The organism is Chitinivorax sp. PXF-14, from assembly GCF_040812015.1.
In the GTDB taxonomy this organism is placed as follows: domain Bacteria; phylum Pseudomonadota; class Gammaproteobacteria; order Burkholderiales; family SCOH01; genus JBFNXJ01.
The window spans coordinates 69,229-84,167 of record NZ_JBFNXJ010000005.1 but is presented as its reverse complement, the minus strand read 5'-3'; the positions used below and the strand labels follow the sequence as shown (position 1 = coordinate 84,167).

General features: G+C 61.3%; 12 protein-coding genes. All 12 read left to right on the top strand.

The features are described from left to right. Positions 1–351: 351 nt before the first annotated feature. A complete protein-coding gene (locus ABWL39_RS08100) occupies positions 352–3,015 on the top strand; it encodes a FimV/HubP family polar landmark protein (RefSeq protein ID WP_367788880.1) in 2,664 nt (887 codons plus the stop codon). A gap of 151 nt (positions 3,016–3,166) precedes the next feature. Further along, positions 3,167–3,961 carry a tRNA pseudouridine(38-40) synthase TruA gene (truA, locus tag ABWL39_RS08095; protein WP_367788878.1) on the top strand — a complete coding sequence of 265 codons (795 nt, stop codon included), beginning with the start codon at positions 3,167–3,169 and terminating at the stop codon, positions 3,959–3,961. A 71-nt stretch (positions 3,962–4,032) separates the two neighbouring features. Beyond that, positions 4,033–5,739, top strand: a complete 1,707-nt coding sequence (locus ABWL39_RS08090) for a FimV/HubP family polar landmark protein (protein WP_367788876.1) — start codon at positions 4,033–4,035, stop codon at positions 5,737–5,739. Between the two features lie 74 nt (positions 5,740–5,813). Continuing rightward, the gene (locus tag ABWL39_RS08085) at positions 5,814–6,440 is read left to right on the top strand and encodes a phosphoribosylanthranilate isomerase (RefSeq protein ID WP_367788874.1); all 627 of its coding nucleotides are present in this window, start codon (positions 5,814–5,816) and stop codon (positions 6,438–6,440) included. Further along, positions 6,427–7,626 (top strand): tryptophan synthase subunit beta, encoded by a 1,200-nt coding sequence (gene trpB, locus ABWL39_RS08080; protein ID WP_367788872.1) that lies wholly within the window; start codon positions 6,427–6,429, stop codon positions 7,624–7,626. The genes ABWL39_RS08085 and trpB overlap by 14 nt, the downstream gene beginning before the upstream one ends. Positions 7,627–7,707: 81 nt before the next feature. Beyond that, a complete protein-coding gene (trpA, locus tag ABWL39_RS08075; RefSeq protein ID WP_367788870.1) occupies positions 7,708–8,508 on the top strand; it encodes a tryptophan synthase subunit alpha in 801 nt (266 codons plus the stop codon). A 28-nt stretch (positions 8,509–8,536) separates the two neighbouring features. Next, positions 8,537–9,406, top strand: a complete 870-nt coding sequence (accD, locus tag ABWL39_RS08070; protein WP_367788868.1) for an acetyl-CoA carboxylase, carboxyltransferase subunit beta — start codon at positions 8,537–8,539, stop codon at positions 9,404–9,406. Positions 9,407–9,416: 10 nt separating this feature from the next. Further along, positions 9,417–10,691: a bifunctional tetrahydrofolate synthase/dihydrofolate synthase gene (folC, locus tag ABWL39_RS08065; RefSeq protein ID WP_367789297.1), complete on the top strand. Its 1,275-nt coding sequence runs from the start codon at positions 9,417–9,419 to the stop codon at positions 10,689–10,691. 18 nt (positions 10,692–10,709) lie between these two features. Next, positions 10,710–11,486 carry an SPOR domain-containing protein gene (locus tag ABWL39_RS08060; protein ID WP_367788866.1) on the top strand — a complete coding sequence of 259 codons (777 nt, stop codon included), beginning with the start codon at positions 10,710–10,712 and terminating at the stop codon, positions 11,484–11,486. A gap of 50 nt (positions 11,487–11,536) precedes the next feature. Beyond that, positions 11,537–12,028, top strand: a complete 492-nt coding sequence (locus tag ABWL39_RS08055) for a CvpA family protein (RefSeq protein ID WP_367788864.1) — start codon at positions 11,537–11,539, stop codon at positions 12,026–12,028. 6 nt (positions 12,029–12,034) lie between these two features. Then, entirely contained in the window at positions 12,035–13,561 is a 1,527-nt protein-coding gene (gene purF, locus ABWL39_RS08050) for an amidophosphoribosyltransferase (protein WP_367788862.1), read from the top strand. A gap of 191 nt (positions 13,562–13,752) precedes the next feature. Next, a complete protein-coding gene (locus ABWL39_RS08045) occupies positions 13,753–14,934 on the top strand; it encodes an O-succinylhomoserine sulfhydrylase (protein WP_367788860.1) in 1,182 nt (393 codons plus the stop codon). Positions 14,935–14,939: the final 5 nt, after the last annotated feature.

The following is a 14,939-nucleotide window of genomic DNA, read 5'->3' as shown; positions in this document are numbered from 1 at the left end:
AAGCAGGAAAACAAACAGGGCGGAATTACCGCCCTGTTTGTTTTGAGTCACGGATGGTGATTCATTTGCGATGCAGAGAGGCTTGTCATGTGTCTGGCGGCAGGGCCAAGAGGGCAGGGCAAAAAAATAATCACATTAGAGATTTTTTATATAGTATAGAAAGAAGCATTAGCTAACGGCTTCGTTATTAGAGCAATTGCTTGCGCGTGCTATTAGCTAATGTTAATTTACACGTCATTTTTTCTGAGGGTGGGTTTCACTGTGCGCATAAGATCAAAGATTAAAGCATGCGTGTTGGCGTGTTCCTTGTTGGGGCTATCCGCTGCATCGTATGCAGCCGGGCTTGGCAAGATGACCGTTATTTCCGGTTTAGGCCAGCCGCTGAATGCTGAAATTGATCTGGTGTCGGTTCAGGAGGAGGAGGTGGCAACACTCAGCGCCAAGCTCGCCTCGCCTGAAATGTTCCGCGAAGCACAATTGCAATACCCTTCCCATCTGTCCGGCTTGCGATTCGCAGTCGAAAAACGCCCCAGTGGTCAGCGCTATCTGAAAGTGCAATCCAGCTCGCCGGTCAACGAGCCATTCATCGATGTATTGGTCGAGCTGAACTGGAATACCGGCCGCTTGGTAAAAGAATTTACCGCGCTGCTCGACCCGCTAGGTGAACAGTCTCCTAAAGTGGACCAGTCGCGTGTACCGCAGACCCAGGCTGTTACAGGTGACGCGGGAAACGGTAAGGCTGGCGCGATCGGGTCTGCCGCCAAGGCGGGGAAGTCCTACGCCCGCAAGGGTGCCCGTATCGGTGAGCCAGCCATCCCCGAGAGCATCAAGGCTGCGCCCAAGATGGAGGCCAAGGCGGCCGAGACACCAAAGCCTGCCGCCCCCGCTGAGGCACCGAAGGCCGAGTCTGCCTCCGCCAGCAGCTACAAGGTGAAGCCGGGCGAAAGCCTGGCGAGTATCGCGGAGAAGGTGAAGCCCGATGGCGTGAGCCTCGACCAGATGCTGGCTGGGTTGTACCGTGCCAATGGCGATGCTTTCGACGGCAAGAATATCAATCGCCTCAAGGCAGGCAAGATTCTCGCTGTCCCGGACAAGAGCACGGTCGCCGCGATCAGTAAGGACGATGCCGTCCAGGAGATCAAGACGCACTCGAGCGACTGGAACGCCTACCGGCAAAAGCTGGCAGAAGCCGTGACCAAAGCGCCGGGTGAATCGCAGGCCAAATCGTCGGCAAGCGGCAAGATTTCCGGTAAGGTGGAAGACAAGGCTGCACCGCCGAAGGCGCCTTCCCAAGAAGTCGTCAAGCTCTCCAAGAGCGAGCCCGCCAAGGGAGCGAAAGGCGCCGGTGGCGTCGAAAGCAAGGCCTTACAGGACAAGATCGCCTCGATGGAAGAAGAGGCGACTGCGCGCGAAAAATCGCTGAAGGATGCAAACGAGCGTATTGCTTCGTTGCAAAAGAGCATTCAGGACATGCAGAAGCTCATGGACATGCGCAGCAAGTCCGGCGCCGACATGCAGGCATCTGCACAGGCTGGCAAACAGCCTGCCAAGCCGGAAGAGGCCGCCAAGCCAGCTCCAGCAACCCCTGTTGAGACAAAGTCTGAGGCAGAGAAAACTGCATCGGCACCTGCGCCCGCTCCCGACGCAACGAAACCGGCAGAACCCGTCAAACCCAAGTCTGCACACAAGCCGGTAGCCGTTCCACCACCACCGGCTCCAGAGCCGTCGTTCCTGGATAGCTTGCTTGGCAATCCGTTGCTCTTGGGCGGTGGTGCTGCAGCCCTTGCGCTTGGTGGCGGTGCCTTGCTCTGGACGAGACGCCGTAAGAAGCCTTCCTTCGAAGACAGTATTCTTACCGGCAGCGATCTCAAGGCAAATACCGTGCTGGGTAATACCGGCGGTGCCATCATCAATACCAACGCGACCGAGAGCTCCTTCCTGACCGACTTCAGCCGTGCGGGGCTCGGGACGATCGATACGGACGAGGTGGACCCGATCGCCGAGGCCGAGGTGTACATGGCCTATGGTCGGGATGCGCAGGCCGAGGAAATCCTGAAGGATGCGTTGGCGAAAGACCCGACGCGCCAGGAAATCCGCCTCAAGCTGCTGGAAATCTACGCCGCGCGCAAGAACGTGTCGACGTTCGAGGATATGGCGTCCGAGCTCTATGCCGAATCCGGCGGGCACGGCACCATGTGGGCCAAGGCCGCGGAGATGGGGCGCCAGCTTGACCCCACCAATCCCCTTTATGGTCACGGCCCGGCTGCTGCCGAAGCCGCGCCCAGCGTTGATCCCTTCGCCAAGACGCAGGCAATGGAGCTGCCCGTGACGCCTGCCGCGCAGGGGCTGGTCTCCGCCGCACCTGCCGTTGAGCCGGCACATCCCGATGTTGATTTCCAGCTCGATCTCGACGAACCTGCCGCCCCGGCTGCAGCCGCCGATATGGAGTTTGACTCTTCCGCTGCGACGATCGACACCAATGCTGTGGCACCCGTGCTGGACGCGCCTGTCGAAACGTCGAACCTGATGGATTTCGATCTTGGCGATTTCTCCATTCCCGAGCCCGAACACAAGGCGGCGGTAGTAGAGGCGCCACTGGCCGATGGGGTAGCGTTTGCTTCTGACGAAGCGGTGCCGCTGGACCTTGAGTTGACCGCACCACCCCTTCCCGCGCTGGATGAGCCGGCGCCTCAGGCGGACAGCAATCTGCTCGACTTCGACTTCCAGCTTGATGCTCCTGCGGCAGAGGCGCCAAAGCTCGATGTTGCCGAGGCGGCCGTGCTGGATCTCGGTGGCATTGATCTGAGTCTGGATGAGCCGGTAGCGGCCCCTGAAGCCGTTGCGGAGGTGCCGCTCGACGATGCGGCGGACCCTATGGCGACGAAGATCGATCTGGCTCGGGCCTACCTTGACATGGGCGACAAGGAAGGCGCAAGAGAGATACTGGAAGAGGTTATCCAGGAGGGTAATCAGGAGCAGCAGTCAGCGGCCAAGGCGCTCCTGCAGCAAATCTGAACCATTAGTCGTGATCGGCGGCAGGCGAGTTTCTCGTCTGCCGCCGTTTGCATTTAACCCGGGACTGCTTAGACATGACATCCCGTTCGGCCAGCGTTGCTGGACTGGGGGGGCGTTGTCGATAAGCCGGCATGTCCAGACGCTTGGTGGTTTGATGAGAATTGCATTGGGGCTAGAGTATGATGGCCGGCCATACAACGGCTGGCAGTCGCAGCCTAATCGCAACACGGTCCAGGATAAGCTGGAGGCTGCGTTGTCCGAGCTGGCGAGCGAGCCTGTGGCCGTGTTTGCCGCGGGAAGGACCGATGCCGGCGTGCATGCAGCCATGCAGGTCGTCCATTTTGATACCACGGCCAACAGGCCGCTGACCGCCTGGGTGCGCGGGGTGAATCGATACCTGCCGGCATCGATCGCCGTGAGATGGGCGCAGCCCGTCGCGGATGATTTCCACGCACGCTTCAGTGCCGTCGGTAGGCGTTATCGTTACCTGTTGTTCAGCCACCCCGTGCGTTCTGCATTATTGCAGGGGCGGGCAGGATGGTGTCATAATCAATTGAATGTCGATTTCATGCGAGAGGCTGCTGCCTATCTGCTCGGTGAGCATGATTTCAGTGCATTCAGGGCCGCCGAGTGCCAGGCCAAGTCGCCCGTCAAACAGCTGACGCAGCTCGGTATTCGCCTGGATGATGGCCTGATTTCGCTTGAGTTGCGTGCCAATGCCTTCCTGCATCACATGGTGCGCAATATCGTTGGTTGCTTGGTCTATGTTGGGAGTGGAAGGCATCCACCAGAGTGGATGCGTGATGTGCTCTTGTCGCGGGACCGCAAGCTGGCCGCGCCTACCTTTTCTCCCGATGGACTGTATCTGAGCGGTGTGGAGTATCCCCCTGACTCAGGGCTCGCCGAGCTGGCTCGGGGTGGCTTGATTCTGCCGCGTGCGTGCTAGTGGCGACGTTGTCGATATCGTGCGTTGCGGTGTTATCCAAATCGTTGTTCAAAAATAGAGCCGAGCTTTTCATGTTCAAGTTGTCCCGTTTCTCCTCGTTTGCCACCTTGTCGTTTGCGTTGGCGACTGCTGCTGTGGCCGAATCCCCGGAGCAGCAGGGGAACTCGCCTGATCTGGCTGCAAAAATTCAAACGCTGGAACAGGCCGTTGCCGAGCAACGACAAGCGCTCCAAGCGGCAGAACAGCGTAGCGCCGCGCTGGAACGGGAGATGACAACCCTGCGTAAATCGCTTAGCCAGGCGCCGGTTCAGGTTGCACCTGCTGCAACGGCCGACACGAAGGCTGAGAAAGGCGAGCTTGCCCCGAGTGAGTCTTCTGCGCCCCCCCTGGCAGCGGCATCTGGCGAGCCCGCCCCGCAGCCGCTGAAGGCGCTGCCCAAGTTGGTACCTACGGCTGCACCCGACTGGTCGTCGCAGCTACCGGCCGAGGCATGGTACGGTGCTGCCGCCGCCGGGGCGGGGGCCGTGTTGCTGGCGGCTGGATGGCTGATCCGGCGACGCCGTGCCAAGCCCAGCGTGCCGCTGTTCGAGGATAGCCTGCTGGCCAGCCATGCGCCGCTCAAAAATGTGGTGATCGGGAGTACCGGCGGCGCGGTGATTGATACGACGCTGACCATGAGCTCGTTGCTGCAAGCCGATACCCAGGCTGCGGATCCGATGGATCAGGTGTCGATCGATCCGGTTGCCGAGGCCGAAGTCTATTTGGCCTATGGCCGGGACAACCAGGCGGAAGAGATTCTGCGCGACGCCTTGAACAAGATGCCTGATCGCCAGGATGTGCGCCTCAAGCTGCTTGAAATTTATGCCAATCGCCGGGAGACCCCTGCTTTTGAAGATGTGCTCGGTGAAATGCGGGCGCATGGCGTCGCGGGCGATGAGGCGTTCTGGCTGCGGGCCATGGAGCTGGCGCATACCCTCGGCGTGGCGACGCCAGGCGAGGCGGCGGTACCCGTCCTGCCCATTTCCCCCGCCGTGACGGAAGGCAAGCTCGAAACAGCGCTGCCGTTGGAGACCCATCAGGCGCCGATGGAGATGGTGCCGGAGGCCGATCTTGTTTTTGGCGAGCAGGCCGAGCCGTCGCCGGAAGTGGATTTGCAGCTGCCAGAATACGAGCCAGAGGCTGTGCGGGAGAGCACGCAGACGGCGGCGGAGCATGCTGTGCCGCTGATGCGTCCTGCACCAGGCCGTGTGCTTGGCGGCGATGGCGCTTTCAACCTGTTGCTGCCTGAGGCGGATGGTGTTGCGGTCCAGGTGCAGGCGGGGTTGCCGCTGGCGGCGGACCAGGCCCCTCTGGCTGAGCTCGAGCCGGCCCCGGTGGAAGCTACGGTGCTGCATCAGCCCAGCTATCAGAGCATCGACCCTGCCAAGGTGCTCGATTTTGATTTCGAGTTTGACTCTGGAGAAAGCGAAGCGCCCATGCCGGCGCCATTCCCGATCCCAGAAGTGCTTGACCGGAAAATCGAACTCGATCTGACGGGTATCGACCTGAACCTCGACGCGCCTCTGGCCAAGGAGTCTCCGTCGAATATCGCCCCTGAGCCTGTGCAGCCGGCCGAGGGCGACCCAATCGCAATCAAGATCGACCTCGCGCGTGCCTACTTCGACATGGGGGATGCAGAGAGCGCCAACGAGATTCTGGACGAGGTGATCGAATCCGGTTCGGCCGAGCAGGCCGGCATGGCCCGTCTCATGCGCACCAATGTTAGCCTGCCTGGCTGATGGGGTTGATCCGGGCTCGCGTCGGGCTGCGCGAGCCTTTATAATTTCCGGCTGTTCCTGTTCACGAGTCGTGAATGTTTATTCCCCGGATCAAGATTTGCGGGCTGACGCGGGCGTGTGACGTCGACGCGGCCGTTAGTGCGGGCGCCGACGCACTGGGTTTTGTCTTCTACGGCAAGAGCCCGCGTTATGTCGAGCCACCGCAGGCGGCGAAGCTGGTGGCTGGCATGCCCCCCTTTGTCACCTCCGTCGGCCTGTTTGTCGACGCAGCGGCCGACGAGGTGGTGCATGCGCTCAAGACCGGCCGTCTCGACCTGCTGCAGTTTCACGGTGATGAGTCACCCGGTTACTGTGAGCAGTTCGACCGGCCCTATATCAAGGCGGTGAGGGTCAAGCCGGGCCTGAATTTGCTAGAATATGCGGAGCGATACGCATCCGCACGGGGCTTGTTGCTCGATGCCTATGTCGAAGGCGTGCCTGGTGGCACGGGTGCTACTTTCGACTGGACATTGATCCCACCTCAATTGCCGTTACCCGTCATCCTCTCCGGCGGCCTCGATGCCGCCAATGTCGAATCTGCTGCGCGCGCGGTACGGCCCTGGGCCGTCGATGTGTCGAGCGGCGTGGAATCAAGCAAAGGCATCAAGGACGCGAGCAAGATCGCGGCCTTCATCAACGGAGTACGCAATGCAAATGTATGACCTTCCCGATGCACGCGGCCATTTTGGCCCTTACGGCGGCATGTATGTGGCAGAGACCCTGATGACCGCGCTCGACGAACTGCGCCAGCAGTACGAGCACTACCGGACGGACCCGGAATTCCTCGCCGAATTCCGCCACGAGCTCAAGCACTATGTCGGGCGCCCGAGCCCGATCTACCATGCCAAACACTGGTCCGAATCGCTCGGCGGCGCGCAGATTTACCTGAAGCGCGAGGATTTGAATCACACCGGCGCCCACAAGATCAATAACACCATCGGTCAGGCCCTACTGGCCAAGCGCATGGGCAAGAAGCGCGTGATTGCGGAAACCGGAGCGGGCCAGCATGGTGTGGCATCGGCCACCGTTGCCGCGCGTTTCGGCATGGAATGTGTGGTCTATATGGGCTCCGAGGATGTCAAGCGGCAGGCGGCCAATGTGTACCGCATGAAGCTGCTTGGCGCTACCGTGGTGCCTGTCGAGAGCGGCTCCAAGACGCTCAAGGACGCGCTCAACGAAGCGATGCGTGATTGGGTCACCAACGTCGACAGCACGTTTTACATTCTCGGCACCGCCGCCGGCCCCCACCCCTATCCGAAAATGGTGCGCGATTTCGCCAGTGTCATCGGCGAGGAGTGCAAGGTGCAGATGCCCGACATGATCGGCCGTCAACCCGATGTGGTTGTCGCCTGCGTGGGGGGCGGCTCCAACGCGATCGGTATCTTCTACCCCTATATCCCTGTCGATGGAGTGCGTCTGATCGGCGTCGAAGCCGGTGGCGAAGGGGTCGAAACCGGACATCATGCGGCGCCGCTGTCCGCCGGCACCCCCGGCGTGCTGCACGGCAACCGCACTTACCTGATGCAGGATGCAAACGGCCAGATCATCGAGACGCATTCGATTTCCGCCGGTCTCGACTATCCTGGCGTAGGCCCCGAGCATAGTTATCTCAAGGACACCGGGCGCGCCGAGTATGTGGCTGCCAACGATGGCGAGGCGCTGCAGGCATTTCACGATCTGTGCCACTTCGAAGGCATTATCCCGGCACTGGAATCGAGCCATGCGCTGGCCTACGCCAAGCGACTGGCGCCGACGCTCGGCAAGGACAAGGTGATTCTCGTCAACCTGTCCGGCCGTGGCGACAAGGATATCCCGACCGTCGCGCGCCTGTCCGGCATCGAGGTCTGACCCCGGCCGGGCCCGTGCCCGGTGCGGGTTTCTCCCAATACGCGGCCGGAAGGGCCGTCAAGTAGAGTCCGACGCTTAAACATGTCCAGAATTGAATCTGTATTCGCTGCATTGCAGGCGCAAGGTCGCAAGGCGCTGATCCCTTACATTACGGCGGGGGATCCTTCGCCCGTACTGACCGTGCCGCTGATGCATGCACTGGTCGAGGCGGGAGCCGACATTATCGAGCTTGGCGTACCGTTTTCCGATCCGATGGCCGATGGCCCGGTGATCCAGCGGGCAACCGAGCGCGCCTTGAAGTTTGGCGTCAGCCTGCGTGACGTGATCGCGATGACGGCCGAGTTTCGCAAGACCAATGTCACCACCCCCGTGGTGCTGATGGGCTATGCGAATCCAGTCGAGGCGATGGGGTATGAGGCTTTTGCCGATACCGCTGCGGCTGCCGGTGTCGATGGTCTGCTGACGGTCGATTTGCCGCCCGAAGAGGCTGACGATCTGGTCTCGGTGCTGTCGAAGCGCGGCCTGGCGCCGATCTTTCTGCTCGCGCCGACGACGCCGGAGTCCCGCATTGAAAAGGTAGGCGAATTGGCGAGCGGTTATGTCTATTATGTCTCATTGAAGGGCGTGACCGGGGCCGCCAATCTGGATATGTCGGAGGTGGCTGCTCGCATGCCACTGTTGCGCAAGCATATCAAGCTGCCGATCGGTGTCGGCTTCGGTATCCGCGATGGCGAAACGGCACGTGCCGTCAGCCAGGTGTCCGATGCCGTGGTGATTGGTAGCCGTTTGATTCAGGAAATCGAAACCGCAGGTGGGGTCGATGCTGTCGAGCGGATTCGCTCCCTCGTGTCTGGTATCCGACTGGCGCTCGATCGCTCCTGAATCGCTAGGGAACGGGATGGAAGAAACCATGAGTTGGCTGCAGAAGCTGTTACCGCCAAAAATCAAGAGCAAGACCAGCGCGGTAAAGACTGGCGTGCCTGAGGGGCTGTGGAGCAAGTGCTCGGCCTGTGAGGCGGTGCTGTACCGTACCGACCTCGACAACAATCTGCATGTCTGCCCCAAGTGTGGTCATCACAACGCGGTGTCGGCGCGCAAGCGGCTCGATTTCCTGCTCGACAGGGAAGGGCGCTTCGAGATCGGTGCCGAGGTGCGGCCGGTCGACAGCCTCAAATTCAAGGATTCCAAGCGCTACCCGGATCGCCTTGAGGCCGCCAAGCTCGAAACTGGGGAAGAAGACGCCCTGGTCGTGATGCAGGGGGCCATTCATCATGTGCCCCTGGTCGCCGCAGCCTTTGAATTCAAGTTCATTGGAGGCTCGATGGGGGCCGTGGTGGGGGAGCGCTTCGTGCGCGGCATCAACACCTGTCTCGAGCAAAACCTGCCTTTCGTCTGCGTGGCGGCCAGTGGCGGTGCGCGGATGCAGGAAGGCCTGTTCTCGCTGATGCAGATGGCCAAAACCAGCGCTGCGCTTGCCAAGCTGGCCGAGCGACGCCTGCCTTTCCTTTCCGTGCTGACCGACCCGACAATGGGGGGGGTGTCCGCCAGTTTTGCCTTTCTCGGCGACGTCGTAATGGCCGAGCCCGGTGCGCTGATCGGTTTTGCCGGGCCACGCGTGATCGAGCAGACCGTCCGCGAGACCTTGCCCGAGGGCTTCCAGCGGGCCGAGTTCCTGCTGGAGAAGGGCGCCATCGACATGATCGTCGATCGCCGCGAAATGCGTGACAAACTGGCTGATTTGTTGACCATGCTGATGCGCCTGCCGGCGCGAGATCGTTGATTCGGACTTGATGACCTCAACTGCCTTTGCATCGGTGGACGATTGGCTTGTCTACCTGGAATCGCTGCATCCCACCGCGATCGAGCTTGGCCTTGAACGCGTAGCGACGGTGCGCGACCGGATGGGGCTGCACCCAGCTTTCCCGGTCATCACGGTCGGCGGGACCAATGGCAAGGGCTCGGTCTGCGCCTTCATGGCGACGATCCTGACCGCGGCCGGCTACCGCGTCGGCTGCTACACCTCGCCTCATCTGTTGCGATACCACGAGCGGGTCTCGGTCGATCTGCAGGCGATCGACGATGATGCCTTGATGCACTCGTTCGAGGCTGTCGAGCGAGGCAGGGGCGAGACGCCGCTGACTTATTTCGAGTTCGGTACGCTGGTCGCGATGCAGCACTTCGTGTCGCGCCAGGTCGATGTCGCCATTCTCGAGGTTGGCCTGGGAGGGCGTCTCGATGCGGTTAATGTGTTCGAGCCCGATTGTGCCGTCGTGGTCAGCGTGGACCTCGATCATCAGGTCTATCTTGGCGATGACCGTGAGCAGATCGGTTTCGAGAAGGCAGGTATTTTCCGTGCGGGCAAGCCTGCGCTGTGTGCCGATGTGAATCCGCCACAACGTTTGCTCGATCATGCCAAGGCAATTGGTGCCGACTTGCAGTTGATCGGCAAGGATTTCGGCTTCACCCGCCAGGAGTTGCAGTGGGCATTCTGGGGGCGCCAGGGCAAGCATTTGTCGCTGCCGTTCCCAGCGCTGCGAGGCGCCTATCAACTTGGCAATGCCTGCGCCGCACTGGCTGCACTCGATGAGTTGCGGGCGCTATTACCGGTTGGCGTTGGCGACATCAAACGCGGTTTGTTGCAGGTCGACTGGCCCGGCCGGTTCCAGGTCATGCCAGGCCGGCCGGCCGTGGTGCTTGATGTCGGGCACAACCCTCACGCCGCCCGTGCGCTGGTCGCGAGCCTCAAGACCATGGGGTATTTCGAGCACTCCTATGCCGTGTTCGCCATGCTCGGCGACAAGGATATCGACAGCGTGGTGGAGATCGTCAAAGACCAGTTCGACCACTGGTTCGTAGGCTCGCTGCAGGGGCCGCGTACCATCACCGCGTCGGCGCTGGCTGAAGTGCTGGCCAGGCACAATGTGGCGGGAAAAGTCTCGATCCATGATTCCGTGGCGGAAGCCTATCGCGCCGCCTGTGATAAGGCTGGCGAAAATGATAGAATCGCGGCCTTTGGATCGTTTTATACCGTGGCTGACGTGCTGCAGGCCCGCCGCGCGCGTTGACCGGTATACCCACATTGAATGTCCGAGCCGACATCCGCTGAAGAACTCCTGTTACTGAAGAAGCGCGCCAGACGCCGCCTGGTCGGTGCCGTCGCGCTTGTCCTGATCGCCGTGATCGTGTTGTGGAACGTGTTGGACGGTGAGCCCAAGTCTGCCAGTCAGCATGTGAACGTGCAGGCCGTCGAGATTGTCAGTGACGCGCCACAGCTCAAGCCGGTTGAGCCCGCCAAGGCGCTCCAGGCCCGGCCGTCCGCACTCGATTCGCACGACAAATCCATGGATAGCGGTTCGCAGGGACCCGCGGCACCGGCCGCGAAGCCCATGCCGGCCACGCCCCCCGTGGCGCCGCTGCTTGAGCCGCCCGTCAGCAAGAAAGAAGCCACACCGGCACCCGCCAAGCCCGAAGCCAGTAAACCCGAGATACACAAGGCCGAACCTCGCAAGATGGAGGCCGCCGCCACGCCCAAGCCCGCCGTGGAGCATGCAGCAGCGGCTGAGAAGGAAGCGAAACCGGCCAAGACCGAGCCCAAACCGAAGCCCGAGGCAAAGGATGTGCCGGCGGTCAAGGCCGACCCGAAGGGGGCCGTGGCCATCCAGGTCGCAGCCTTGTCCGAAGAGGCCAAGGCACGGCAGCTGGCCAGCAAGTTGTCGGCCGCCGGTGTGCCGGCCTACGCCGAGCCGAAGGGGCCGTTGACGCGTGTCCGCGCGGGCCCGTTTGCCAATCGTATGCAGGCGGAAAAGGCCTTGGCCAAGCTTCAGTCGCTCGGTTATAGCGGCGTGGTGGTCCCCAAGTAAGGCCGGCTATACTGCTTGATATTGTGCGATTCACCCATAGCTAAGGCACCATGACCTCTTTCGATTACGCCGTTTTGCTGATAGTCGGTTTTTCGGTGTTGTTAAGTGTCATGCGCGGCGCGGTACGAGAGGTGATGGCGCTGGCATCCTGGGTGGCTGCGTTCCTGGTGGCGCGCAATTACACCACCGAGGTGGTGCCCTTGCTGCCGGCTTCGATTCCCTCCGAGGAGCTGAAGCTGCTGGCGGGCTTCCTGGGCTTGTTCCTGGGGGCGTTGTTGATCATGACCTTGCTGACGATAGCCCTGGCGGAAGTTATCAAGGTGATTGGCCTGACAGGGGCCGACCGGGTTCTGGGCGCCGCATTCGGCCTGGTTCGCGGGTGTTTCATCGTGGTGGTGCTGGTTCTGCTGGCGGGATTGACATCCTTGCCGAAAGAGCCGATGTGGAAGAATGCAATGTTCAGTCCCGTGTTCGAGGCGGCGGCATCGGTGGTCAAGCCCTGGCTGCCCGATATGCTGTCTCGTCACATAAAATATGAGTAAGTGATTATGTGCGGAATTATTGGTGTCGTCGCAAAGACTCCGGTCAACCAGTTGCTTTACGATGGCTTGCTGACCCTTCAGCACCGTGGCCAGGATGCCGCGGGGATCGTGACCTCCGACGGTCCGCACTTCCACATGCACAAGGGCTCAGGCTTGGTGCGTGACGTGTTCCGCACGCGCAATATGCGTTCGCTGAACGGCAATATGGGGATCGGCCATGCGCGCTATCCCACGGCCGGCTCGGCGTCGTCGCTCGCCGAGGCGCAGCCGTTCTACGTGAATTCGCCGTTCGGTATCGTGCTGGCCCACAACGGCAACCTGACCAATGCCGATCAGCTGAAGCAGGAAATGTTCAAGCTCGATCTGCGCCACGTGAATACCAATTCAGACTCCGAAGTGCTGCTCAATGTGTTTGCACATGAAGTGCAGAAGCAGTCGAACGGTGGTCGCCTCGACGAGAATGCGGTATTCGCCGCGGTTGCCGAGGTGCACAAGCGGATTCGCGGTGCCTATGCTGTTGTGGCCATGGTTGCCGGGCATGGCCTGGTCGCCTTCCGCGACCCCAACGGCATTCGCCCGCTGGTGCTGGGCAAGGCTGAAACCGCGGCGGGCAGCGAATATATGCTGGCGTCGGAATCGGTCACGCTCGAATCGCTCGGCTTCCAGCTCGTGCGCGATGTGGCGCCGGGTGAGGCGGTCTACGTGACTCAGGAAGGCGAGGTCTTCACCCGCCAGTGTGCCGCGCAGACAACCCACACACCCTGTATCTTCGAGTTCGTGTACTTCGCGCGTCCCGATTCGGTGATCGATGGCATCTCGGTCCACGCCTCGCGTCTCTACATGGGCGAGTTCCTGGCCGACAAAGTGCGCCGCGTCCTGCCCGGGATGGATATCGACGTGGTGATCCCGATTCCCGATACGAGCCGTGCCGCAGCGCTGCAGCTGGCAAATCACCTGGGCCTGCCCTATCGCGAAGGCTTCATGAAGAACCGCTATATCGGCCGTACCTTCATCATGCCGGGCCAGGCCGTGCGCAAGAAGTCGGTGCGCCAGAAGCTGAACCCGATCGCGGTCGAATTCAAGGGCAAGAATGTGCTGCTCGTCGATGACTCGATCGTACGCGGTACGACGTCGAAGGAAATCGTGCAGATGGCGCGCGAAGCAGGGGCGACCAAGGTGTATTTCGCCTCGGCCGCGCCCCCGGTGCGTTTCCCCAACGTCTACGGCATCGACATGCCGACACGTAAGGAGCTGTTGGCGACGGGCCGCGACGATGTCGCGATCGCACGCGAGATCGGCGCCGATGCGGTGATCTACCAGGATCTCGATGCGCTCGAGATGTCGGTGCACCGCTGCAATTTCGATATCAAGACCTTCGAGACCTCCTGTTTCAGCGGGCGTTACATTACGGGTGACATCGACGACGCCTACCTCGACAAGATCGAGTCGGAGCGCAGCGATAGTGCCAAGACCGACAAGGACCGTGACCTCGACTTCAACGTCGGCGTGGCCGAGCAGAACCTGATCTCCTGATTGCCGGCTCGGACGCGGCTTGACAGCGTGCGCTCGATTCGCGGATGATCAGCCCATAGCGCCGATTTGACACTGCTTGCGGGCGCTCAATAAATCCAGCTAAATCGTGGTTCGCCGTACCCGATACGAAAACCCGCTAGCTGCTGCAAGCGGGTTTTTTTATTGCATGAATTTCGCCGAGAGTAGACACCATGACCGCATTCGACCCTGACTGGCAAACCGAAACGCTGGCAATACGCGCCGGTATCGACCGCTCGCAGTTTGGCGAGCATAGCGAGGCCATGTACCTGACGTCGAGCTTCGTGTTCGAGAGTGCAGCCCAGGCCGCAGCCCGCTTCAGTAACCAGGAGCCCGGCAACATCTATGCACGTTTCACCAACCCGACCGTGACGGCTTTCCAGGAACGCCTGGCAGCGCTCGAAGGGGCGGAATTCTGTGTAGCGACGGCCTCCGGCATGGCGGCGATCACGAGTTGCGTGATGGGGTTGTTGTCGGCTGGTGATCATATCGTCTCGTCGAAGAGCCTGTTCGGTTCCACCGTGCAGCTGTTCAGCACGATTTTCAGTCGCTTCGGCATCGAAACAAGCTATGTCGAGTTGTCCGATCCCGCCGCCTGGGAGGCCGCGGTTCGCCCCAACACCAAGCTGTTCTTCCTCGAAACGCCGTCAAACCCGCTGACCGAGACCGCGGATATCGCCGCGATCGCCGCTGTGGCCCATCGCCACGGCGCGCTGCTGGCTGTCGACAACTGTTTCTGTACGCCGGCGCTGCAAAAGCCGCTGCAATTGGGGGCGGACATCGTCATCCATTCCGCGACCAAGTATCTGGACGGACAAGGGCGGGTGCTCGGTGGCGCCGTGCTCGGTCAGCGCCAGCTGCTGGAGCCGGTATTCGCTTTCTTGCGCACGGCCGGGCCGACACTGTCGGCATTCAATGCTTGGGTCATCCTCAAGGGGCTGGAGACGCTGCAGCTGCGCATGGATGCTCACAGCCGCAATGCGCTGGAGCTGGCACGCTGGCTGGAGGCTCAGCCGCAGGTGTCGCGTGTGTTCTACCCCGGCCTTGAGTCGCACCCGCAACACGAGCTGGCGATGCGGCAGCAGCGTGCCGGCGGCGGCATTCTCACCTTCGAGGTGAAGGGCGGCAAGGAGGCTGCTTGGCGCGTGGTCGACGCGACCCGACTGATTTCGATCACTGCTAACCTGGGGGATGTGAAGAGTACGATTACTCATCCAGCTTCCACCACCCATGGCCGCATTTCACCAGAGGCTCGGGCCGCCGCCGGCATTACTGACGGCATGCTGCGTGTTGCCGTGGGGCTGGAGTCGCTCGAAGACCTGAAGGCCGATCTCGCGCGCGGCCTCGCCTTGTGATGGCG